Source organism: Sphingopyxis granuli NBRC 100800 (genome assembly GCF_001591045.1).
Classification (GTDB): domain Bacteria; phylum Pseudomonadota; class Alphaproteobacteria; order Sphingomonadales; family Sphingomonadaceae; genus Sphingopyxis; species Sphingopyxis granuli.
The window spans coordinates 1-23,114 of sequence record NZ_BCUA01000005.1 but is presented as its reverse complement, the minus strand read 5'-3'; the positions used below and the strand labels follow the sequence as shown (position 1 = coordinate 23,114).

The following is a 23,114-nucleotide window of genomic DNA, read 5'->3' as shown; positions in this document are numbered from 1 at the left end:
GTAGCCGATCAACCCACCGGCGCCTGCCAGCCGCCGCCGAGCGCGAGGAACAGCGCGACGAGGCTGGTGGAACGCTGCTGTTCCGCCTGCGCGATGCTCGCCCGGATCTGCGCGAGCGAGCGTTCGGCGTCGAGCACGACCTGAAAAGCCTCGCGCCCCGCCTGATAGCGCAGCCGCGCGATGCGCGCCGCTTCGCCGGCCTCGTCCGCGGCGCGGCGCAGCGCCGCCAGCCGGTCGAGTTCGCCCGCATAGTTGGCGAGCGCGCTCTCGGTTTCCTGCAATGCCGCCAGCCACGTCCCGTCGAAGGTCGCGAGCGCCGCGTCGGCACCCGCCTCCGCCTGTTTCAGCCGCGACCGTGCGACCGCGATGTTCGGAAAGCTCCATGAGATCAGCGGGCCGATCGAGAAGCGGAAATTGTCCGAACGGCCGAGCCCCGACACCGACCCTGCGGTCGATCCGATCGCGCCGCCGATGCTGATGCTGGGGTAGAGGTCGGCCGTCGCGACATTGACGCGGGCCGCCGCCGCCGCGAGCTGACGCTCTGCGCGGCGGATGTCGGGGCGGCGCGCGAGCAGCGAGGCGCCGTCGCCGACCGGGATCGGCCGGTCGAGCTCGGGCGGCGTCTGGCATTGCAGCGCCGCCTGCGGCGCCTCCGCCGGCGGCTTGCCGGTCAGCACCGCAAGGCGATAGAGCGCCGCGGCGCGCTGCGCTTCCAGCGTCGGCAGCGTCGCGCGCGTCTGTTCGAGCAGCGCGCCCGCCTGCCCGGTGTCGAGCCGCGTCGCGCGGCCACCCTCGAACAGGCGGCGCGTCAGGTCGAAGGTCTGTTCCTGGATGCGCAGCGTGTCGTTGGCGACCGCGAGCTGGCGGTTGAACGCGCAGACATCGGCATAGGCGCGCGTGGTTTCCGCCGCGACGGTGATGCGGGTGAGGTCGAAGGCGGCCTGCACCGCGTCGGCATCGGCACGGCTCGCGCGGATCGCGCTTTCGACGCGGCCGAACAGGTCGACCTGGTAGCCGACGTCGAGACCGACGTCATAGCTTTCGCCCTCGACCGGACCGACGCCGGTGGTCGCGCCCGACTGGCGCGCATAGGTGCCGCCGGCGCCGATGCTGGTCGTCGGCAGGCGGCCCGCCTGCGCTTCCTTGAGCACCGCGCGCGCCTGCGCCAGATTGGCGGCGGCGACGCGCAGGTCGGTGTTGGCGGCCAGCGCCTGCTCGACCAGCGCGTCGAGCGTCGGGTCGCCGAACAGGCTCCACCATTCGCCCGGCGGCTGGTCGCCGGTGAAGGCGGGCGATGCGCCCGCTTCGAGGAACGGCGTCTGCGAGGGCGCGGTCGGAGTCGGCGACACATAGCCGGGACCGACCATGCAGCCCGACAGCGCGAGCGCGGCCGATGCGGAGAGAAGGATCAAACGGGTCATCACTGGGCCTCCACCGGCTGTTCGCCGCCTGCGCCGCCGCGCCGCCGCCGGACCCGCGCCTTCACGCGGTCGCCGAGGTGGCGACAGACGACATAGAAGACGGGGGTGAAGATCAGGCCGAACACGGTGACGCCGAGCATGCCGAAGGTGACGGCGGTGCCGAGCGCCTGGCGCATTTCCTGTCCCGGGCCGCTGGCGACGGCGAGCGGGAGCACGCCGAAGATGAAGGCGAAGCTGGTCATCAGGATCGGACGCAGGCGCGACCGTGCGGCATGCACCGCCGCCTCCAGCGTGCTCATCCCCTCTTCCTCCTCGCCCTGCTTGGCGAATTCGACGATCAGAATCGCATTCTTCGCCGCCAGCGCGATCAGGACGACGAGGCCGACCTGCGTCAGGATATTATTGTCCATCCCGCGCAGGTTCACCCCGATCATCGCCGCCAGGATGCACATCGGCACGATCAGGATCACCGCGAGCGGCAGCGGCAGCGATTCATATTGCGCCGCGAGCACGAGGAAGACGAACACGACCGCGAGCAGGAAGATCAGCACCGCACTGCTTCCCGCCGCCTTCTCCTGATAGGCGAGGCCCGTCCATTCATAGGCGAATCCGGCGGGCAGCGTCTGCGCGGCGAGCCCCTCCATCGCGGCGAGCGCCGCGCCCGACGACACGCCCGGTGCCGCCTGTCCCTGCAATTCGACCGCGGGGAAGAGGTTGTAGCGCACGACGCGCGTCGGGCCGCTGTCGTCGCGGAAGCTCGCGACCGACGAAAGCGGGACCATCTCGCCCGACGAGGAGCGAACCTGAAGCCGCCCGACATCCTCGATCCGGCTGCGCGCGGACGGTTCGGCCTGCGCGGTCACGCGGAAGGTGCGGCCGAGGAAGTTGAAGTCGTTGACATAGGTCGAGGCGAGATAGGTGCCGAGCGCGGCATAGACCTGGCTGGGGTCGACGCCGAGTATCTGCGCCTTGTCGCGATCGACGTCGGCGAAGATGCGCGGGCTTCCGGTGTTGAACAGCGAAAAGACCTGCGTGACGTCGGGCACCTGCTGCGCACCGCCCATCATCGCCAGCGTCGCTTTTTCGAGGTCCTGATAGCTGCCGCCGCCGGTCGCCTGGATCATCATGGTGAAGCCGTTACCGTTGCCGAGCCCCTGCACCGCCGGCGGGGCGATGACGAAGGCGTTGGCTTCGGGCAGCGCGCCGGCGAGCGCGCCCGACAATTGCTGCGACAGCGCGGTCGCACTGAGCGCCTTGCCGCGATCGCTCCAGTCGGCGAGGCGGATGAACATCGTGCCCGCGTTCGATGCGGTCGAGAAACTCGCGCCGTCGAGCCCGGCGAAGGTCGAGACGCTCTCGATACCGTCCATCGCCGCCACTGTCTGCTGGGCGCGGGTCAGCACCTCGCTGGTGCGGTCGAGCGACGCGCCGGGAGGAAGCTGGACGACGCCGATCAGCACGCCCTGATCCTGGTCGGGAATGAAGCCCGTCGGCGTGTCGGTCAGGCGCCAGCCGGTGAAGGCGAGTAGCACCGCATAGATGACCAGCATCACGCCGGTCTTGCGCACCAGCTTCGCCGTCGTCTGGCCATAGCGTTCCGACAGCTTGTCGAACCCTTCGTTGAACCGGTCCGCCGCACGGCGGCCGAAGCGCATCACCGGGTTCTTCGGTTCCGCGTGCCGACCCTCTTCGTGCGGGCGCAGCAGCAGCGCCGCCATCGCCGGCGACAGCGTCAGCGAGGTGAGCAGCGAGAAGACCGTCGCGGCGGCGATCGTCACCGCGAACTGCTGATAGAAGATGCCGGGGATGCCGGGGACGAAAGCGGTCGGTACGAACACCGCGACGAGCACCAGTGCGATCGCGATCAGCGCGCCCGACACCTCGTCCATCGTCCGGTGCGCGGCCTCGCGCGGGCTGAGGCCCTGTCGGACATGCTTCTCGACTGCCTCGACCACGACGATCGCGTCGTCGACGACGATGCCGACCGCGAGCACGAGCGCGAAGAGCGACAGCGAGTTGATCGAGAAGCCGAGCGCGAGCTGCACCGCGAAGGTGCCGACGAGCGACACGGGGATTGCGACGATCGGAATGATCGCGGCACGCCACGTCTGGAGGAAGACCATCACCACCAGCACGACGAGCAGCAGCGCCTCGACCAGTGTTTCCTGCACCGCGGTCACCGACGCCTGGACATATTCGGTCGGGTTGAACGGAATCTGATATTCGAGCCCCGGCGGGAAATCCTTCGACGCCGCTTCGACTTCCTGCAGCACGAGATTCGCGGCGTCGAGCGCGTTGGCGCCGGGCTGCTGGATCACCGCCATGCCGACGCCGGGCCGGCCGTTGAACACGCCGCGCACGCTGTAGTCCTGGCTGCCCAGTTCGACTCGCGCGACGTCCTTCAGCCGGGTGATCGCGCCGTTCTGCGTGTCGGTCTTGATCACGACATCGGCGAATTGTTCGGGGGTGACGAGGCGGCCGGGAACCTCGACCGGCAGCTCGAAGGCGGGATTGCCCTGACCATAAGGCGGGGCGCCGACCGAACCGCCGGCAACCTGGACATTCTGGCTTTGCAGCGCGGCGACGATTTCGGTCGCGGTCAGGTTCCGCGCGGCGGCCTTGTCGGGATCGATCCACACACGCATCGAATAGAAGCCGCCGCCGAAGATCTGGACGCCGCCGACGCCCTTCAGCCGCAACAGCCGGTCGCGCAGCGTCGAATTGGCGTAGTTGCCGACATAATCGGTGTCGATCGCCGGATCGGTCGAGGTCAGCGCGACGATCATCAGGAAGCCGGTTTCCTGCTTGTTCACCTGCACGCCGATCTGCCGCACCTGTTCGGGCAGGCGCGGCTCGGCGAGCGCGACGCGGTTCTGGACAAGCACCTGCGCGGCATCGAGGTCGGTGCCCGGCTGGAAGGTGACGGTGATCTGCGCCATCCCCTGCGTCGAGCTGCTCTGCAGATAGAGCATGTTCTCGACGCCGTTGATCTCCTGCTCCAGCGTCGAGGCGACCGTCTCGGCGATCGTTTCGGACGAGGCGCCGGGATAGGAAGCGGTGATGCCGATCGTCGGCGGCGCGATCTCCGGATACTGGGCGAGCGGAAGCTGCGGATAGGCGAAGGCGCCAATCAGCGTGATGAAGATCGCGATGACCGCCGCGAAGATCGGGCGATCGACGAAGAAACGGCTGAATTTCACTGGTCGGCGCCCTTCTTCGCCGCCGCGCCCTTTGCCGGGGCCGCGGGCTGGCCCTTGGCGGTGACGACCTTGCCATCGGGGGCGATGCGGCCTGCCTCGACTTTGGCGGGCTTGCCGGGCATCGCGCGCTGGATGCCGCCGACGACGACGCGATCCTGCGCGGTCAGGCCCGAGCGGATGACGCGCAGCCCGTCGATCACCGGGCCGAGCGTCACCGGACGTGCCTGCACGACATCCTTGGGGCCGATGACATAGACGAGGCGGCGCGCGGCGTCGGTTACGATCGCGGTGTCGGGAACGAGGATCGTGGGGCGGGGCGCCGAAGCGGCGAGCTGGAGCTGGCCGAACAGGCCGGGACGCAGCTTGCCGTCGCTGTTGGCGACCACCGCGCGCACGGTGATCGTGCCCGACCCGGTGCTCAGCGCATTGTCGACGAAGTCGATGCGCCCGGTACGGGTGTAGCTTTCCTCGCCCTGCAGGCGGATGCGCACCGGTGCGTTCTGCAGCGTGTCGCCGCGGCGTTCATATTCGAGCAGGCTCGCCTCCGATCCCTGGAAGCTGAAATGCATCGGGCTGGTCGACACGATCGTCGTCAGGACCGTCTGGTCGGCGGTGACGGCATTGCCGGGGTCGACCAGCCGCTGCGACACGCGACCCGAGATCGGGGCGGTGACGCGGGTGAAGCCGACGTTGAGCGCGGCGGCACGGATCGCGGCCTGCGCGGCAGCGACGTCGGCCTCTCCGGCGCGCACGGCGGCGCGGCGCTGTTCGACCTCCTCGGTGCTGGCGGCCTGCGAGGCGGCGAGCGTCTGCGAGCGCGCCAGTTCGGTCCGTGCGTTGGCGAGCGTCGCCTGTGCCCGCGCAAGCTGCGCGCGCGCCTGGTCGAGCACGGCCTGCGACGGTCGCGCGTCGATGGTGAAGAGAAGCTGGCCGGCGCGGACATACTGGCCGTCGGTGAAGTGCGAGCGCTGGAGATAGCCCGAGGCGCGCGGGCGCACCTCGACGCTGTCGACCGCCTCGAACCGCCCGACATAATCGTCCCATTCGGTAACCTCGCGCACCAGCGGCGTGGCCGCCGTAACCGGCAGCGCGGGCGGACCGCCCTGCGCGTCGTCGCCGCCCGAACAGGCGGACAGCAGCAGCGAAAGCATCAGCGAAAGCGCGAGAGGAAAGCGCAGGGTCATGGCTTGTATCTTTTTTCTGTCAGGACGATGCGGCATCGCGCGGCGAGGGAGGGGGAAGGGGCCGCGCGACGCCGGGGACGCCGACTAATCGTCCTTGCGAAGCAAGTCAACACCTGTTGATTTATTCGCGGAATGCTTTAGGGGCGGCGCCATGGTGAGGACCACACCCATAAGGAAACGCAACCCCGTCGCGACGCGCGCGACGATATTGGCCGCGGCGCACCAGCGCTTCGTGCGCGAAAGCTATGACGGCGTCGGGCTGCGCGACATCGCCAGCGACGCCGGGGTCGATGTCGCGCTGATCGGCCGCTATTTCGGCAGCAAGGAGGGCCTGTTCCGCGAAGTCGTCTTCGCCGACAAGGAAGCCGACCTGTTCCGTGAACCGAAGAGCGCCGCCGACCTGCCAGCCTTCCTCGCGCAGCTCGTTGCCGAGGATGCCGACGAGGATCGGCAGCATCGGATGGAAATGTTCATCATCATGCTGCGTTCCGCTTCCTCGCCCAAGGCGGGGGAAATCATCCGCGACCTCGTCCATCTCGACGTGCTCGGCCCGCTGGCCGAGCTGATCGGCAAGGACGGCGAACTGCGCGCCAACATGCTGCTGTCGATCCTGATCGGGATCGGCGTGCTGCGAAGCATCATGCGCGTCGATGCGCTGTCGCTCGACGACGGCGACCGGGCCGAATGCACCGAACGCTTTCGCTGCCTGTTCGAAGCCGCACTGACCTGCTGACGTGCGGAGCGAGGCGGATTACCGCTTCGCTTCTGCCGCGGCGGGACCGTAGAGCAGGCCGTTGAACAGGAATTTGAAGGTGCCGTGCGATTGCGCGCGCTGGGCGACCTCCGGCCCCATCAGGAACAGCTTTCCGCGGCCGAGGCCGATGTCGGCCACCGCGATCGTGCCGGCCAGCCTTTCCTCGCCGATGGCCCAGCCGCTGCGCAGCGGGTTGCGATCCTCGAACCAGGCGACCTTGCCGTAATCCGTGGCGCCGGGCGCCGGGGTGAAGGTTTGCGAGCGGTTGAAGAAGATGTCGACCGCCTCGGGCAGGCCGTATCCCAGCGGTTGCCGGTTGTCGACGCGCGCGCGCAGGATCGACCCGGGAATATAGAAGCTCCTGGCGTCGAGCGCCTTGCGCTCACCGCCGACCTGCCGCACCAGCGCCGGGGCGAGCGGCACCGACAGAAGGTCGGTGAACCGTCCCGCGTTGCCGATCGCGACGACGGTCCCGCCGCCGCGGATGAAGCCGTCGATGGCGGGCGCGATCCGCTCGTCCGAGAGTGTTCCCAGCGTTGCGCGATATTCGGGCGGCGTGTCCTGTTCGGACGGCTGTTTGCCCGCCCGGTCGGTTCCCCACGCCCCCTTCGGCGGCAGCGCGCCGTCGGTGAACAGGATCACGTCGAAATCGCGCGCGAGGTTTCCGGCCTCGAGCCGCCTGGGATAGACGGGCCGGAAATCGAACTCGAACTGTTCGAGCAGCCAGCGGGTCCAGCCCGCCGACATCAGCCCGCCGTACCGGTCGACGAGGCCGATGCGCACCGGCTTCAGCGGCAGGAGTCCCGCCTCGGGCGCCCGGTCGCTGGCGATCGCGACCAGCCCCAGCTCGCGGACGGCCCGCTCGATGACCGGTGCCGCCCTGGGCGAGGCCGGGATCCAGATCGCGCCGGGCCGCAGCGCGTGACCGTTCGCGGTGACCGGCGCGTCGATCCACGCCGGCCTGACCCCCGCCTTGAGCAGCCGGTTGGTCAGGACGAAGCTGTTGTTCGTTTCGTGGCCGACGATCCAGCCGGCCTTGCCCTGTCCCTCGATGCGGCCGGGGGGCGGGGGCAACAGGTCGGGCACGCGTTCGAACGTCCCCTCGACGCCGTCGAGGATGCGGTCGAAGCCGATCCCCATCTGATAGGCGAGCGTATAGCCGGTGATGTCGTAGGGCGCCTTCGGCGGGCCGCCGGGATATTCGGTGTCGTGCGGATGGTCCTGCGGCTCGAACATGTCGAGGATATGCGGGCGATAGGCCTGCGCGGTGCGCACGATATAGGAGCCCGCCGGATAGGTCTTCCCCCCCGCCGCGAATGGCGCGGCGGCCTGTTCGACATCGACGCCGTTCTTGATCAGCGCGTTGAGGAAGGCGACCGCGGTCGGCATGTCGGCCTGTCCCGCCGGGATCACATAGGCGCGCGGATCGCGCTCCTCGGGTCGCTGCGTCAGGGCGGCATAGAGCGCCGGGTCGACCTTCTTCGCGCTGCCTGGGCGCGCGTCCTTCTGGTCCAGTGGTGCGGCGTCGGCGAGGCGCTGGACCTTGGTCGGCGTCATCGTCCAGCTGTCCCTGCTGCCCTTCTCGATGCTGTTCGCCCCCATCCGCCAGATGTTGAAGAGCAGCCGCTCGCGATTGCGCGACGCATAGTCGATGACCGCCCGGTTGAGCGTCCATTGATAGTCGAGCGAATCCTGCAGATGCCAGGCGCGCGGCGCGATCGGCATCATCTCGTCGCCGCGCGGCAATTGCGTCGCGGGGACCAGCGGTATCTTCGTCGGCGTCGGGCCGCCGATGATCTCAGTCAGCAGGCCGATGCTGTTGTGGAAATAGGAGACCGAGCGCTCCATGCCGTTGTGCCACGTCGAATAGGGCGCCGCGCTGCGCGTGCCCGATCCCGCCTTGCCCTCTGCGATCAGGCGCGAATGCATGGCGAAGCCGACCTCGTTCAGCATCGCCATCACGATCGGATCATAGTTGAAGTTGAAGGGGTCGCGGAACGGCGGCACGAACACCACCATCCCCTCGGGGCCGGTCTGGTGCTGGTTGTAGACGATCTGCGGATACCATTGGCGGAACAGGACGCGGTTGACGTTCTCGGTCTCCGGCATCGCCGCCATGAAGCTGTCGCGGTTGTTATCGTGACCGACATATTTCTGGTAGAGCCGCGGCAGCGTCGCATATTCGCGCTTTGCCGGGTCGGCGTGGCGCATGTACCAGTTGCTGACCAGTTCCATCCCGTCGGGATTGTCGTGTGCGAACAGGATGATGCAGTCGTCGAGCATGCGCAGCGTTTCGGGATCGGACTGGCTGAGCATGCGGTGGATGATCTGAATCTGCCCCTGCGACGTCACCGTCTCGGTGGCATGGAGACCGGCGTCGATCCACACGACGGCCTTGCCGCGCGCCGCCAGCCGGTGCGCCTCGGCTTCGTCGACGCCTTCCGCTTTTGCCAGCCTTCGCGCAATGTCCCGATATTCGTCGAGCCGCGCGAGGTTGGCGGGGGAGGAGATGACCGCCATCCACTGTGTACGACCTTCGGCGGTCTTGCCGATGTCGACCAGCTTCATCCGGTCCGTCTCGCCGGCGAGGCGCTTCAGATAGGCCTCATATTCGCTGTAGTTCGCGAGATAATAGTCGCTTCCCGGCGACTGCTTGAAGAAATCGGCCGGCGCGGTGACGGTGGCGGTCGTAGTACCCGCTTCGGCGGCTTGCTGCGCGAGCGCCGATCCGGTCGGCAGCGTTGCCGCGAACAGGGCTGCGGCGATGGCGACCGAAGGATGATGGCGCATGAAAGACTCCGGTTGAACTGATGGCGGGCGAAAGCGCGACCGGGGGAATGCCGTATCGCTGGTGCCGGCTGTCGGACTCGAACCGACGACCTACCGCTTACAAGGCGGTTGCTCTACCAACTGAGCTAAGCCGGCACGCGGCGTTTCGCCCTTTGCTTCAAATGATGCCGAAGGTCCAGCCTTCGGTGCGTGCGACGGCATCGGTCAGCGGGGTGGGGGACCAGGGGGCGGCGTCCGGCGCGATCGCGCGCAGCCAGGCGGCGGTGAGCAGCGCGTCGCTCGCATGGTCGCTGATCGGGCCGACGAAGCCCGCGGGCGGCGACCCGAGCGCCGCGAGCGCGGCATCGAGTGTGGTGCCGTCGCGAATCTTGCTGCGTCCCGGCGCCATGCCCGCCGCGCGCGCGGCGAGGCTGGTATAGATTTCGACGAGCAGCGGACCGTGCGCGGGCACCGGATCGACCGGCCACAGCGGCAGGCGGCCGGCGAGACGATGGAGCAGGCGCATGCCGCTGAGGCTCGCCTTGCCGACCTGTGCCGCGCCGACGAGGTTGAAGTTGCTGACGCTCGCCGCCTGGCGCGTCGCGCGCTGGTGATGCTCGACGATGCGCAGCCGGCCGGCGCCGGGCTCGAACAGATCGCCGACCTCGCCCCCCGGGTGTCGGAAATGACGCCGCGCCTCTGGGTGAGCCAGGAAGCCGCCCGCTTCGTGATGCGGATCGCCCGCCGCCAGCCGCTCGACGAGCGCCCAAAGGTCGCGAATCCGGTCCGGGCTGTCGCGCCAGCCGGGAAAATAGGCGTCGCGGTCGGCGAAGGCGAAGGCGGCCGAGAAATCGAAACCGATCAGCATGTCCGCGTCCGCGGCCAGCAGCGATTCGAGCCATGCGAGCACTTCGCCCCGCGACCAGACATGACCGGGACGGACCAGCCGCGGCGCCGCCGCGCCGCTCGCTACCGCCAGCGCGATCCCCTTGTGCCGCGCGCCGCGGGCGCCCGACCAGTCGATGGCGGCGAAATGGGAAAAGCGGCGCATGCGCCTTCATAGAATTATCTCATTCCTTGCACAAAGCGCGCGGGCGTCCCACATGCACGCCATGCTGATCGAAACCGAATCGACGCCCAACCCCGCGACGCTCAAATTCCTGCCCGGCCGGCCGGTGATGGACATGGGAACCCGCGACTTCGCCAGTCCCGAGGAAGCCGAAGCGTCGCCGCTCGCCACCGCGTTGTTCGCGCTCGGCGACGTGACCGGTGTCTTCTTCGGCCGCGACTTCATTTCGGTGACGATCGCGCCCGGTGCCGCATGGGGCGATGTGAAGCCCGACGTGCTGGGCATCATGGTCGATCATTTCCTGGCCGACATGCCCCTGTTCCATCCCCCGAGCGCCACGGGCATCGCGGTTCCGGCGGAGGAAGAGGAAGGCGGGTTCGCCGACGACCCAGCCGATGCCGACATCGTCGCGCAGATCAGGGAGTTGATCGAGACCCGCGTCCGCCCCGCGGTCGCCAACGACGGCGGCGACATCATCTATCGCGGGTTCGACAAGGGGAATGTCTATCTGAAGATGCAGGGCGCCTGTTCGGGCTGTCCGTCTTCGACCGCGACGCTCAAGAACGGGATCGAGACGCTGCTCAAGCATTATGTTCCCGAAGTGACGGCAGTTCACGCCATCTGAATCCAGCCACAGGAGTATCCCGATGAGCGAGCCGCTTGCCGACAGCGCCCTCGACCAGCTTTTTCGTGCCGCGCGCACCTATAACTTTTATCTCGACCGGCCGGTATTGGAGGATCAACTGCGCGCCATCTGGGACCTGATGAAATATGGCCCGACGAGCGCGAACAGTCTGCCGGCGCGGATCGTCTGGTGCGTGTCGGACGCGGCGAAGCAGAAGCTGGCCGCGCTCGCCATGCCGGCTAATGCCGAGAAGATATTGAAGGCGCCGGTCACCGCGATCATCGCGATGGACCATGAATTCTACGAGCATCTGCCCGAACTGTTCCCGCACACCGACGCGCGGAGCTGGTTCGTCGGCAACGCGGCGCTGGCGCAGACGACGGCGTTCCGCAACGCAAGCCTGCAGGGTGCCTATTTCATCATGGCGGCCCGCGCGCTCGGGCTCGATACCGGCCCGATGTCGGGCTTCGACAATGCGGGGGTCGACGCGGCCTTCTTTGCCGATACGCCGAACGTGAAGAGCAATTTCATTGCGACGCTGGGCTATGGCGATCCGGCGAGCATCTTCGAGCGCAGCCCGCGGCCCGATTTTGGCCGCTTCAATCGCATCGCCTGACCGCGCGCGGCATCGATGCGGCGCCTGGTCATCGATTCGGCGAGCGAAGCCTGCTCGGCGGCGCTGCTGGACGGGGACCGGGTCGTCGATTTCCGGCATGAAATCATCGGACGCGGCCATGCCGAACGGCTGGTGCCGCTGATCGCCGAACTGGCGGACGGTGGCCGCGCCGACGCGATCGCGGTCGGCTGCGGCCCGGGCAGCTTCGCGGGCGTGCGCATCGGCGTCGCCGCGGCGCGCGCGCTGGCGCTCGGCTGGCGCATCCCGGTGCAGGGTTTTTCGACATTGGCGCTGGTCGCGGCAGGGGCGGCGGAAGCGGTCGCGGCGGCGGACGGCGCGCTGGTGGTGATGGAAGGCGGGCACGGCCAATGGTTCGTGCAGCCCTTCGGCGCCGACCTTGCGCCCCGCGCTCCGGTGCACTCGCTGCTGCCCGACGAGGCGGCCACGCTCGATGCGGCGCTGGCGGTCGGCAACCGCGCCGAAGCCTTTGTCGCGCGGCGCGGGTCGGGCCGGGCGCTGCCGATGCTGCCCGACGCCCGTCATGCCGCCGCGTTACCCCCCGCCGCCTTTTTCGACGATCCCAGCCCGATCTATGGCCGCGACCCCGATGCGAAACCGATGGTGGCGCGATGATGGGGGGGCTGCGCCTCGCGCCGGCTAAGATCGCCGACATCGGCGCGGTGATGCGTGTGATGGAGGCGGCGTTCGATCCGGCCTATGGCGAAGCATGGAGCAGCGCGCAGATGCTCACGCTGTTCGCGCTGCCGTCGGCACGCGTCGCGCTCGCCTGGGACGAGGAGGTGCCCTGCGGCTTCTATGCGGCGCGCGTCGCGGGCCCCGAAAGCGAACTGCTGCTGCTCGCCGTCGTACCCGACCGGCGCGGGCGCGGAATCGGCGCACGCCTGATCGACGACTGGCGGCAATGGGCGTCGGATCAGGGCGTGTCCGACTATTTCCTCGAAATGCGCGCCGACAATGACGCCGTTCATCTTTACACCCGCGCCGGCTTTTCTGAATGTGGCAGGCGAAATGCCTATTATAGAGGCGGCGATGGATTGGTCCGCGATGCGATTACCATGCGGCGATCGGACATAGCCGAAGAATAGATACGATTCGTCTTGCGACGGAACGATCCCGATGCCACTATAGGCATCGGGACGCAGAGATATACTATGAGGCATTCCTGCCTCCGGTTCATACGATAAGGAACAAGCTCATGTCGGATCAGGCCGATACCAATGAAATGCTCGTGACGCTGACCGCCGATATCGTCGCAGCACATGTCAGCAACAACAGCGTCGCGATTTCGGACCTTGCGATGCTGATCAATAATGTCCACGCCGCGCTGTCGGGGCTCGGCACCCAGCCGGAGCCCGAGGAAAAGCCGGTCCCCGCGGTGTCGATCCGTGCGTCGGTCAAGCCCGACCATATCGTCTGCCTGGAGGACGGCCGGAAGCTGAAGATGCTGCGCCGCCACCTGATGACGCATTACGGCATGACCCCCGACGATTATCGCGCCAAGTGGGGCCTGCCCGCCGACTATCCGATGGTCGCCCCCAGCTATGCCGAGAAGCGGCGCGCGCTCGCGAAGGAGATCGGCCTCGGCACCAAGGGGCGCGGCGGCGGTCGCAAGCGCAAGAAAGCCTGAATTTTCGCGCCGGCGGAAAGGAAGGGGGCGACGGCCGCAAGGCCGCCGCCCTTGTCCTATCGCCCGGGCGACCCTATACAGTCGGCATAAGAACAGGCACGGCTGCTTCTTGCAGGAAAGGCTCCCATGTCCGGTACGATCGATCTTGAGGCCCTGTGCCACGAAAAGGGCCTGCGCATCACCGAGCAGCGCCGGATCATCGCCCGCGTGATTTCGGATTCTGAGGATCATCCCGACGTCGAAACGCTGTACGAGCGCGCGTCGAAGATCGACAGCGGCATCTCGATCGCCACCGTCTATCGCACCGTCCGCCTGTTCGAGGAGGCCGGGATTCTCGACCGCCACGATTTCGGCGACGGCCGGTCGCGCTACGAGGCGGCGCCCGAGGCGCATCACGACCATCTGATCGATGTCGAGACCGGCCGGGTCATCGAGTTCGTCGATCCCGAGCTGGAGGCGTTGCAGAAGGTGATCGCCGAGCGGCTCGGCTATCGCCTCGTCGATCACCGGATGGAGCTTTATGGCGTCGCCATCGATCGCAAGCGCGACTGATCGCGCTCCGGTCACCTGGCGCACGGTCTGCCGGCTGGCGCTGATGGTGGTAGTGCTGCTGTTCCTGATCGTTCCGCATCTTTGCTATCGCGCGGTGGGGCGGCCGTCGCCGATGGTCATGGCCTTCCTGAACACCGCGGGCTGGATCGCGGGGCTGCGCATCCGCACCACCGGCACCCGCCTGCGCCGCGACGTGCTGTTCGTGTCGAACCATGTGAGCTGGCTCGACATATTGGCGCTGGGCGGCGCCGCGCGGTCGGCCTTCGTGTCGAAGGCGGAGGTGGGGACGACGCCGCTGGTCGGCTGGCTCGCCGACCAGAATCACACCATCTATATCCAGCGCGAGGCGAAGCGCGAGATCCACAACCAGACGAACGCGCTGCGCAGCGCATTGGCGCAGGGAAGGCCGGTGACGCTGTTTCCCGAGGGGACGACGGGGCCGGGCGATGGCCTGCTGTCCTTCCGTCCCTCGCTGCTCCAGGCCGTCATCCCGACGCCGCCGCGGCTTCAGGTCCAGCCGGTGTTCCTCGATTATGGCGAGGAAGCGCCCGACATCGCGTGGCTGGACCCCGAATCGGGGCTCGACAATTTCAAGCGAATGCTCGCGCGGCGGCGCCCGGTCGCGCTGACCATCCACTATCTCGATCCGCTGCCCGACGAGATGGAAAGCGACCGCAAGCTGCTGGCCGAGGCGGCGCGCAGCGCGATCGTCGCGCGCATGGAAACGGCGCGCCCTTCCGCGACGGCACGGCATCGCCTATAGCGCGCCGATGACATTCGACTCTCCCGCCCGCAAGCCTGTCCCGGGTCCCGGCAAGACCTTTCGCGTCAGATCCTTCGGCTGCCAGATGAACGTCTATGACGGCGAGCGCATGGCCGAGATGCTGGAGGCCGGGGGCTATGCCGCCGCCGCTGAGGGCGCCGACGCCGACCTCGTCGTCCTCAACACCTGCCACATCCGCGAAAAGGCGGCCGAGAAGGTTTATTCGGACATCGGCCGGCTGAAGCGCGAGGACGGCAGCCGTCCGACGATCGCGGTCGCGGGCTGCGTCGCGCAGGCCGAAGGGGCGGAGATCGCGCGCCGCGCGCCGAGCGTCGATGTCGTCGTCGGTCCGCAAGCCTATCACCGCCTGCCCGACCTGATCGCCCGCGCCCAACGGGGCGAGAAGGCGATCGACCTCGACATGCCGCTCGACAGCAAGTTCGGCGCGCTGCCGAAGCGCGCCGGCGGCCAGCGCCCGACCGCTTTCCTGACCGTGCAGGAGGGTTGCGACAAATTCTGCACCTATTGCGTCGTGCCCTACACGCGCGGCGCCGAGACGAGCCGGCCCTTCGCGGACCTGATCGCCGAAGCGCGCGCGCTGGTCGCGGGCGGGGTGCGGGAGATCACGCTGCTCGGCCAGAATGTCAACGCGTGGGACGGCGAGGACGAGCGGGGGCGCGCGATCGGGCTCGACGGGCTGATCCGCGAACTGGCGAAGGAGGACGGGCTCGAACGCATCCGCTATACGACCAGCCATCCGAACGACATGACCGACGGGCTGATCGCCGCGCATGGCGAGGTCGACAAGCTGATGCCCTTTCTCCACCTGCCGGTGCAGGCGGGCAGCGATCGCATCCTCGCGGCGATGAACCGCAGCCATAGCGTCGAATCCTATTTGCGGGTCATCGAGCGCGTCCGCGCCGCGCGGCCCGACATCGCGATCTCCGGCGACTTCATCGTCGGCTTTCCGGGCGAGAGCGAAGCGGATTTCGAGGCGACGCTCGCCATCGTCCGCTCCACGCAATATGCGATGGCCTACAGCTTCAAATATTCGCGCCGTCCCGGCACCCCCGCCGCGACGATGGACGGACAGGTCGAAGAGGGGGTGATGAACGACCGGCTCCAGCGGCTTCAGGCGCTGCTCAACGAACAGCAGCAGGCGTTCAACGAGCGGACGGTGGGGCGGGCGACGCGCCTGCTCCTTGAACGTCGCGGCAAGCATGACGGCCAGCTCATCGGCAAGTCGCCCTGGCTCCAGTCGGTGCACGTCACCGCGCCGGGCCTCGCGATCGGCGACATGGTCGAGGTGCGGGTCACCTCGGCGGGTCCGAACAGTCTCGGCGCCGAACTGCTGATGGAAGAAGTTGCCTAGTGCGATCCGCTGAAACAAAAACTCCGTTCGTGCTGAGCTTGTCGAAGCACCGTCCTTCTTGTTGCGACGTCAAAAGAAAATACGGCCCTTCGACAAGCTCAGGGCGAACGGTTTTATTTCGCTGAACTTGGTTCAAGGAGTCCTGCCCACGTGTCCAAACGCCCGCTGACCGCCGCAACGCCCGCCGAACCCGGCGACCGCGTCCGATTGACGGCGGAGTTCGAGCGGACACAATTGTTGGGCATCCTCTTCGGCGAGTTCGACCGCAATCTCGTCGCGATCGAGAACCGGCTCGGCGTCTATATTTCGGCGCGCGGCAATCGGGTGCAGATCGAGGGGGAGGCCGAGGCCGCGGCGCGCGCGCGCGACGTGCTCACTGAACTCTATGGCCGGATCGAGCGCGGCGAGGAGATCGACGTCGGGCTGGTCGACGCGGTGATCGCGATGACCGCGCAGCCGACGCTCGACGGCATCATCCGCCACGAAGCGGCGGAGGCGCCGGCGGTGATGATCCGCACGCGCAAGAAGACGATCGTCCCGCGCGCGCCGTCGCAGGTCCCCTATATGCAGGCGCTCGCGCGCGACGACGTGATCTTCGCGCTCGGCCCGGCGGGTACCGGCAAGACCTATCTCGCGGTCGCGCAGGCGGTGGCGCAGCTCATCACCGGCAGCGTCCAGCGCCTGATCCTGTCGCGCCCCGCGGTCGAGGCGGGCGAGAAGCTGGGTTTCCTGCCCGGTGACATGAAGGAAAAGGTCGATCCCTATCTGCGCCCGCTCTACGACGCGCTCCACGACTGCCTGCCCGCCGAGCAGGTCGAGCGCCGGATCGCGAGCGGCGAGATCGAGATCGCGCCGCTCGCCTTCATGCGCGGCCGCACGCTCGCCGACGCCTTCATCATCCTCGACGAGGCGCAGAACACCACCATCCCGCAGATGAAGATGTTCCTGACGCGCTTCGGCATGAACAGCCGCATGGTGATCTGCGGCGACCCCAAGCAGGTCGACCTGCCCGCACCCGCGACGTCCGGGCTGGCCGACGCGGTCGCGCGGCTCGAAGGGATCGAGGGGATCAACGTCAGCCGATTCACCGCCGCCGACGTCGTCCGCCACCCGATCGTCGGGCGGATCGTCGAGGCCTATGAGGGGCCGGGGGCTTAGGGCCGGTCAGCATTCCGCTCTGACGGTCTTCCGGTGCTCGCGGCTGGGTGTCCCCGCGCAGGCGGGGGCCGGAGCATCCTGACACCGGCGCAGGCTTTTCGCCGCTCTGGGCTCCCGCCTTCGCGGGAGCACGTGGATTTTCACGCCAAGGCGATTCGTCTTTTCAATGATTACGGAATTCGTCCTCGCTGCCTTGGCGAGCTTGCTTCCTTTCTTGGCATGGCGGCGCGGCCTGCCGCATGGCTTTCAACGAAAGCTGCTCGTCCGAAAAGCGAAAGCGCCATGCGAAGGCTGGCACGCCGCGATATTTTAGGAAAGTCCTTTCAGATCGCCCCGAACCGCGGAGACGGCCGCGGGTCTTTCCGCCTGCTCCCCACAATATTACGCAAACGATTCTCAATATCATTCTTGACCCTGTGATCGGCCGCCTCTAGGGCGACGCTATTGCGAATCAATCGCAATCATTTAGGGGAAGAGAATTGATCAGCCACCGCCCGTCATCCGCTGCCCGTCTCGCCGCCGGCGCGGCGCTCGGTCTCGCGCTCGCCGTCACGGCGGCGCCCGCGGTCGCGCAGGACAATGACGGCGCCTATTGGCTCGCGCGCAAAAATCACATCGTCGTCACCGCGACGCGCATCGCGACGAAGGCGGAGGATGTTCCGGCCACCGTCACCGTCAAGACCGACGAGCAGATGGCCGACGAACTCGTCACCGACATCCGCGACCTCGTCCGCTTCGAACCCGGCGTCAGCGTCCAGCGCCAGCCCGCGCGGTTCAACGCGGCGCTCAGCGCGACGGGGCGCTCGGGCAACGACAGCTTCAACATCCGCGGCATCGGCGGCAACCGCGTCCTGATCCAGGTCGACGGCGTCCGCGTTCCCGACGGCTTCAGTTTCGGCGCGCAGGCGGCGGGGCGCGGCGACTATGTCGACCTAGGCCTCGTCAAGTCGGTCGAGATATTGCGCGGCCCCTCGTCGGCGCTCTACGGCAGCGACGGGCTCGCCGGCGCGGTCAGCTTCATCACCGCCGATCCGGCCGATTTCCTGGAGGGTGGCAAGAGCGTCGGCGGCCTCGCCCGCGCCGCCTACAGCAGCGCCGACGAGGAGTTCAGCGAAACACTGATCCTCGCCGGGCGTAGCGGCGACTGGTCGGCGATGGCGGCCTATACGCGGCGCGACTACAAGGAACTCGACAACAAGGGGACGGTCGGCGGCACCGGCACGGCGCGCACCGAACCCAATCCGCAGGACGGCCGCTCCGACGCGCTGCTCGGCCGCATCGTCTATGATCCCGCGAACGGCCACAAGCTGCGGCTGACCGGCGAATATCTCGACACGCGCCTGTTCACCGAGGGGCTGACCGGGCTCAGCCCGACGGTCGAGCTGCTCGAGGCGCGCGACACGGGGCAGCGCAAGCGCGTGTCGCTCGACTGGAGCTGGCAGGGCGAGGGCGCGATCGATTTCGCGCGGGTCGCCCTCTATTGGCAGGACGGCGAGGACCGGCAGTTCACCGACGAGGATCGCACCCCGGCGGTCGACCGCGAACGCCTGAACACCTTCGAAAACCGCGTGTTCGGCGCATCGGCCGACGCCCGCGCCGACTTTGCCACCGGCGCGATCGCGCACCGGCTGGTGTTCGGCGGCGATATCAGCAAGACGCGCCAGCGCGGCGTGCGCGACGGGACCGTCCCGCCGATGGGCGAGGTCTTTCCGACCCGTGCCTTTCCGACCACCGACTTCACGCGCGCGGGCCTGTTCGTCGGCGACGAGATTTCGATCGCCGACGGACGGCTGACGCTCTATCCGGCGTTGCGCTTCGACTGGTACGACCTGTCGCCGCGCAACGACCCGTTGCTTCCAGGCTTCACCGGCGCCGGGCAGGACGGATCGCGCCTGTCGCCCAAGTTCGGGGCGGTGTGGAAGATCACCGACGAGGTGCGGCTGTTCGCCAACTATGCGACCGGTTTCAAGGCGCCCGAGCCGGGCGAGGTGAACCAGTTCTTCGAGAATCTGGCTTTCGGCTACACCTCGGCGCCGAACCCCGACCTGGGACCCGAGCGCAGCGAGAGCTTCGAAGGCGGCGTGCGTTTCTCAAGCGACCATGTCAGCCTCGACGTCACCGCCTTTTCGGCGCGCTACAAGGATTTCATCAGTCAGGAAGATGTGGGGGGCAGCGGCACCGCGGCCGACCCGACCATATTCCAGTTCGTCAATCTCGATCGCGTCAGGGTCAAGGGGGCCGAGGCGCGGTTCGAGGGGCGGGCGTCGTCCGGCCTATATACGACGCTCGCCCTATCCTATGCCAAGGGCGACGTGATCGACCCGTCTGGCGCCCGCTCGCCGCTGTCGAGCGTCGATCCGCTCAAGCTCGTCGCCGGCGTCGGCTGGCGCGAGCCGGGGCAGGGGCGCTTCGGCGGCCAGATCATCATGACGCACAGCGCCCGCAAGGAAGCCTCGCGCGCCGCGGGTGTCTGTTCCACCGAATGTTTCCGCCCCGACGATTTCACCATCCTTGACGCGACCGCCTTCGTGCGGATCACCGACGGGCTGACGCTGCGCGGCGGCATCTTCAACATCCTCGACAGGAAATACAGCTGGTGGAGCGATGTGCGCAGCCTGGCGATGACCGCGGTTCCGCCGCCGGCGGGATCGCCGCCGGGGACGCCGCCGACCTTCGTCGCGCCCGCCAGCGCCGATGCCTATACCCAGCCCGGCCGCAACGCGAGCGTGTCGCTGAGCTATCGTTTCTGATCGTCAAACCGGAAGAAGACTGCACCATGACCCGATTTCGCCCGTTCGCCGCCGCGCTGATCCTCGCCGCCGCGCTGCCCGTCGCCGCTTCGGCGCATCCGCCGATCGCGGCCGAGGAAGCCGCCGCGAATTTCGAGCGCGACCGGGCCGACATCCTGGCGATGGCGGGCAATTATCACGTCGGCTTCAACATGCAGGAATCGACGCGCTGGGACCCCACCTACGAGGTGCTGGAACCGAAGCGGTCGGGGGGCAACGAGGTCGTCCGGGTGATCGAGGACACGGGGCGCCGGATCGTGCTCCAGCACATGCTGGTCATCACCGACGACAACGACAAGACCTTCGTCATCAAGCATTGGCGGCAGGATTGGGAATACGAACCGGCGCGGGTGCTCGTCTATGCCGACCGCAACCGCTGGCAATGGGAGGATGTTCCCGAGAAGATGCGCACCGGCCGCTGGTCGCAGACGGTGTGGCAGGTCGACGACAGCCCGCGCTATGGCGGCTGGGGCCAGTTCGAGACGCAGGCCGGCATCCGCCGCTGGCGCTCCAACTGGACGTGGCGCCCGCTCGCGCGCCGCGACGCGGTCCGCAACCCCGCCTATGACCGCTATTATTCGATCAACCGCCACCAACTGTCGCCCGATGGCTGGATCCACTGGCAGGATAATACGAAGATGGGGATCAAGGGCGGCAAGCTCGTCCCGATCGTCCAGGAATATGTCCTCAACACCTATATCAAATATGACGATTACGATGTGAAGGCGGCCGACGATTATTGGGCCGCGACCAGGGATTATTGGGCCGCCGTGCGCGCCGAATGGGATCGCGTCGCGCGCGAGAAGGGCGGCATCGCCATCGAGGAACAGGCCGATACCGGCACCGTCGTCAGCGGCCGCCTGCTCGAGATCGCCGACGAGGTTCAGGAAAGGAAGCTGACCACAGCCAAGGCGATCGCCGAGGCGAAGAAGCTGATCGAGACCAACACGAAGACGCTTTGATCTCTCCCTTCACGCATGTGAAGCCCGCAACTGGGGGCGGCCCGCAAGGGCTGCCCCCGATCTTTGCCGGCCCCCAGCTATCCGCGCGCCGCGTCGACGCTCCAGATGCCCGCGCCGCGGGTCGCGACGAACAGGAAGAGGAAGCAATAGAGCGCGATCGTCTCGCCGCCGTTGACGATCGGGAAGATATCCTTGCTGCCGTGGACCATCCAGTATCCGACCGCCGCCATGCCGCTGGCGACGAAGGCGGCGGGACGCGTGAACAGGCCGATGACGATCAGCCCGCCCGCGACCAGCTCGATCGCTCCCGCCGCGCTCAGCATCGGGTTGAGCGGCATCGGGAAGGCCGTCGGAAAATTGAAGAATTTCTGCACCCCGTGCGCGAGGAACATCAGCCCCGCGACGATGCGCAGCAGCGCATAGGCCTGTTCGGCGTAACCATCGAGAAATTTCATGACCAAATCCCTCCTTCGCTGTCGATGGCATGTGTTAGGTCAAGCGCGGCCCGTTGCATAGCGCCGCGCGCGCAGCCTCGAAGACGACCTTGAGCTTGCCAGGCCACGTGGCGCAGCGCGACCGAACATGGACCCGGGCTTTCGCCGGGGAGCGGCTTTACCGGGAGGGGGACCATGACGGTGCGAATGCGATTATTTTCCGCCGGCATGTCACAATGTCCGCGCGTCGCTCGTCATGTTCGTATGTTCAAGCCAAGGAGACATGCGATGACCTCTGTGACCGACCCCTTTGCCGCCGCGCCGGCCCTGATGAAGCAATGGATGAGCCTGTCGCTTGCGACGCAGGACAGCCTCGAGCCGAGCCTGATCGAACTGGTGAAGATCCGCTCGTCGATCCTCAATGGCTGCGCGAGCTGCATCAACATGCATACGGCGGAAGCGCGCGAGAAGGGCGAAAGCGAGCAGCGCCTCTACCTGCTCGCGGCATGGCGGGAGGCGCCTGTCTACACCGACCGCGAACGCGCCGCGCTCGCGTGGACCGATGCCCTGACCCGCCTGTCGCAGGACCATGCGCACGAACCCGCGCGGGAGGCGCTGGAGGCGCATTTCACGCCCGAGGAACAGGTGAAGCTGACCCTGATGATCAACGTCATCAACGGTTGGAACCGCCTCGTCGTCGGTTTCGGCCTGTGGTACGAAGGCGGCAAGGCCGTAAAGGCCGCCTGATGCCGGACGCGGGCATCTCCGGTGTGGCGGCGGCGGACGCGGCAGCAAGTTTCGACCCGCTGCGGCCGCTGCTGACCCGCGTCGCCTATCGCATGCTCGGCTCGGTCGCCGATGCCGAGGATGTGGTGCAGGATGCCTTCCTCCGCTGGCTCGGCACCGACCGCGCGGCGGTCGAGGCGCCGGCGGCGTGGCTGCGCCGCACCGTGACGCGGCTGTGCCTCGACCAGCTCAAGTCGGCGCGGCGCCAACGCGAGACCTATATCGGACCGTGGCTGCCCGATCCGCTCGTCGAGGAAGCGGCCGACGACGATGTCACGCTGCCGCTGATGCTCGCGCTCGAACGGCTCTCCCCCCTCGAACGCGCGGCCTTCCTGCTGCACGACGTCTTTGGCGTCGGCTTCGACGAGGTCGCGGCGACGATCGGCCGCGACGCCGCCGCGACGCGCCAGCTCGCCGCGCGGGCGCGCAGGCACGTCCGCGAGGCGCGCCCGCGCTACAGGCTCGAAAGCGAGCAGGGGCTCGCGATCGCCAACGCCTTCTTCGCCGCGTCGCGCGGCGGCGACATGGAGGCGTTGGGCACGCTGCTTGCGGCGGATGTCGGGCTGTGGTCCGACGGCGGCGGCAAGCGTCCCGCGGCGATGGTGCCGGTGCTCGGCTTCGCGCATGTGATGCGGGTGCATCGCAGCCTCGCCGTGCTGTTCGCCAAACATGCCTCGACGCTGGTCCATGTCGGGACGATCAACGGATTGCCCGGCTTCGTCACCCGCGAAGCCGACGGCGAATATCAGACCACGGCGCTGGAGGTCGAGGCGGGGAAGGTCGTCGCCATCTATGTGATGCGCAATCCCGACAAGCTGAAGCATATGCATTAGGGCAGCGGGCGTTAAATCTGAACCGCTCTTTCATCCGTTCGTGCTGAGCTTGTCGAAGCACCGTCCTTCTCTGCATGGATGGAAAGAAAGAACGGCCCTTCGACAAGCTCAGGGCAAACGGTTCAGATTTAGAGCATGATGACATGAGTTGAAATCGTCACCCGCGAGGAGCGAAGCGA

21 protein-coding genes and 1 tRNA gene are annotated in these 23,114 nt (G+C 67.6%); 15 read left to right on the top strand and 7 right to left on the bottom strand.

From position 1 onward, the window contains the following. Positions 1-8 precede the first annotated feature (8 nt). The 3 genes from SGR02S_RS02310 to SGR02S_RS02300 are packed head-to-tail and all read right to left on the bottom strand — an operon-like array spanning position 9 to position 5,805. Positions 9-1,421 (bottom strand): efflux transporter outer membrane subunit, encoded by a 1,413-nt coding sequence (locus SGR02S_RS02310; protein WP_067105400.1) that lies wholly within the window; start codon positions 1,419-1,421, stop codon positions 9-11. Then, positions 1,421-4,621, bottom strand: coding sequence for an efflux RND transporter permease subunit (locus SGR02S_RS02305; protein WP_067105399.1), 3,201 nt, complete (start codon positions 4,619-4,621; stop codon positions 1,421-1,423). The genes SGR02S_RS02310 and SGR02S_RS02305 overlap by 1 nt, the downstream gene beginning before the upstream one ends. Further along, entirely contained in the window at positions 4,618-5,805 is a 1,188-nt protein-coding gene (locus SGR02S_RS02300) for an efflux RND transporter periplasmic adaptor subunit (RefSeq protein ID WP_255211371.1), read from the bottom strand. Before SGR02S_RS02300 ends, SGR02S_RS02305 begins: the two co-directional genes overlap by 4 nt. 154 nt (positions 5,806-5,959) lie before the next feature. Here SGR02S_RS02300 and SGR02S_RS02295 point away from each other — a divergent pair, with 154 nt between their 5' ends. Continuing rightward, positions 5,960-6,538 (top strand): TetR/AcrR family transcriptional regulator, encoded by a 579-nt coding sequence (locus SGR02S_RS02295; RefSeq protein ID WP_169799619.1) that lies wholly within the window; start codon positions 5,960-5,962, stop codon positions 6,536-6,538. A gap of 18 nt (positions 6,539-6,556) precedes the next feature. Here SGR02S_RS02295 and SGR02S_RS02290 read toward each other — a convergent pair whose 3' ends face one another. The 3 genes from SGR02S_RS02290 to SGR02S_RS02280 form a co-directional block, all read right to left on the bottom strand. Then, complete coding sequence (locus SGR02S_RS02290) at positions 6,557-9,349, bottom strand: M14 family metallopeptidase (protein WP_082796904.1); 2,793 nt, start codon at positions 9,347-9,349, stop codon at positions 6,557-6,559. A gap of 59 nt (positions 9,350-9,408) precedes the next feature. Further along, positions 9,409-9,484 (bottom strand) — tRNA-Thr (locus SGR02S_RS02285). Between the two features lie 22 nt (positions 9,485-9,506). Continuing rightward, on the bottom strand, positions 9,507-10,379 hold the full coding sequence (locus SGR02S_RS02280) for a hypothetical protein (RefSeq protein WP_067105396.1): 873 nt from the start codon (positions 10,377-10,379) through the stop codon (positions 9,507-9,509). A 61-nt stretch (positions 10,380-10,440) separates the two neighbouring features. On the opposite strand from SGR02S_RS02280, the gene SGR02S_RS02275 reads away from it, so the two are divergent. The 12 genes from SGR02S_RS02275 (at position 10,441) to SGR02S_RS02225 (ending at position 20,882) form a co-directional block, all read left to right on the top strand. Next, positions 10,441-11,022 carry a NifU family protein gene (locus SGR02S_RS02275; RefSeq protein WP_067105461.1) on the top strand — a complete coding sequence of 194 codons (582 nt, stop codon included), beginning with the start codon at positions 10,441-10,443 and terminating at the stop codon, positions 11,020-11,022. A 22-nt stretch (positions 11,023-11,044) separates the two neighbouring features. After that, the gene (locus tag SGR02S_RS02270) at positions 11,045-11,638 is read left to right on the top strand and encodes a malonic semialdehyde reductase (RefSeq protein WP_067105395.1); all 594 of its coding nucleotides are present in this window, start codon (positions 11,045-11,047) and stop codon (positions 11,636-11,638) included. A gap of 15 nt (positions 11,639-11,653) precedes the next feature. Continuing rightward, positions 11,654-12,271 carry a tRNA (adenosine(37)-N6)-threonylcarbamoyltransferase complex dimerization subunit type 1 TsaB gene (tsaB, locus tag SGR02S_RS02265; RefSeq protein WP_067105394.1) on the top strand — a complete coding sequence of 206 codons (618 nt, stop codon included), beginning with the start codon at positions 11,654-11,656 and terminating at the stop codon, positions 12,269-12,271. After that, positions 12,268-12,744: a GNAT family N-acetyltransferase gene (locus SGR02S_RS02260; RefSeq protein WP_067105393.1), complete on the top strand. Its 477-nt coding sequence runs from the start codon at positions 12,268-12,270 to the stop codon at positions 12,742-12,744. Before tsaB ends, SGR02S_RS02260 begins: the two co-directional genes overlap by 4 nt. A 110-nt stretch (positions 12,745-12,854) precedes the next feature. Next, positions 12,855-13,286 (top strand): Ros/MucR family transcriptional regulator, encoded by a 432-nt coding sequence (locus SGR02S_RS02255; RefSeq protein ID WP_067105392.1) that lies wholly within the window; start codon positions 12,855-12,857, stop codon positions 13,284-13,286. 126 nt (positions 13,287-13,412) lie between these two features. Beyond that, positions 13,413-13,838: a Fur family transcriptional regulator gene (locus SGR02S_RS02250; RefSeq protein WP_067105391.1), complete on the top strand. Its 426-nt coding sequence runs from the start codon at positions 13,413-13,415 to the stop codon at positions 13,836-13,838. Continuing rightward, positions 13,807-14,601, top strand: a complete 795-nt coding sequence (locus SGR02S_RS02245) for a lysophospholipid acyltransferase family protein (protein WP_067105390.1) — start codon at positions 13,807-13,809, stop codon at positions 14,599-14,601. Before SGR02S_RS02250 ends, SGR02S_RS02245 begins: the two co-directional genes overlap by 32 nt. A gap of 7 nt (positions 14,602-14,608) precedes the next feature. Then, a complete protein-coding gene (miaB, locus tag SGR02S_RS02240; protein ID WP_082796903.1) occupies positions 14,609-15,973 on the top strand; it encodes a tRNA (N6-isopentenyl adenosine(37)-C2)-methylthiotransferase MiaB in 1,365 nt (454 codons plus the stop codon). Positions 15,974-16,123: 150 nt separating this feature from the next. Then, positions 16,124-17,131, top strand: coding sequence for a PhoH family protein (locus SGR02S_RS02235; RefSeq protein WP_067105388.1), 1,008 nt, complete (start codon positions 16,124-16,126; stop codon positions 17,129-17,131). A gap of 132 nt (positions 17,132-17,263) precedes the next feature. Then, positions 17,264-17,551 carry a hypothetical protein gene (locus SGR02S_RS19890; protein WP_156482932.1) on the top strand — a complete coding sequence of 96 codons (288 nt, stop codon included), beginning with the start codon at positions 17,264-17,266 and terminating at the stop codon, positions 17,549-17,551. Positions 17,552-17,610: 59 nt separating this feature from the next. Then, entirely contained in the window at positions 17,611-19,881 is a 2,271-nt protein-coding gene (locus SGR02S_RS02230) for a TonB-dependent hemoglobin/transferrin/lactoferrin family receptor (RefSeq protein ID WP_255211370.1), read from the top strand. A gap of 26 nt (positions 19,882-19,907) precedes the next feature. Further along, complete coding sequence (locus tag SGR02S_RS02225) at positions 19,908-20,882, top strand: DUF6607 family protein (RefSeq protein ID WP_067105387.1); 975 nt, start codon at positions 19,908-19,910, stop codon at positions 20,880-20,882. Positions 20,883-20,959: 77 nt separating this feature from the next. Here SGR02S_RS02225 and SGR02S_RS02220 read toward each other — a convergent pair whose 3' ends face one another. After that, a complete protein-coding gene (locus SGR02S_RS02220; protein ID WP_067105386.1) occupies positions 20,960-21,337 on the bottom strand; it encodes a DoxX family protein in 378 nt (125 codons plus the stop codon). A 267-nt stretch (positions 21,338-21,604) separates the two neighbouring features. On the opposite strand from SGR02S_RS02220, the gene SGR02S_RS02215 reads away from it, so the two are divergent. Together SGR02S_RS02215 and SGR02S_RS02210 are read left to right on the top strand one after the other, a co-directional pair. Then, positions 21,605-22,063, top strand: a complete 459-nt coding sequence (locus SGR02S_RS02215) for a carboxymuconolactone decarboxylase family protein (protein ID WP_067105385.1) — start codon at positions 21,605-21,607, stop codon at positions 22,061-22,063. Then, complete coding sequence (locus SGR02S_RS02210; RefSeq protein WP_067105384.1) at positions 22,063-22,935, top strand: sigma-70 family RNA polymerase sigma factor; 873 nt, start codon at positions 22,063-22,065, stop codon at positions 22,933-22,935. The genes SGR02S_RS02215 and SGR02S_RS02210 overlap by 1 nt, the downstream gene beginning before the upstream one ends. Positions 22,936-23,114: the final 179 nt, after the last annotated feature.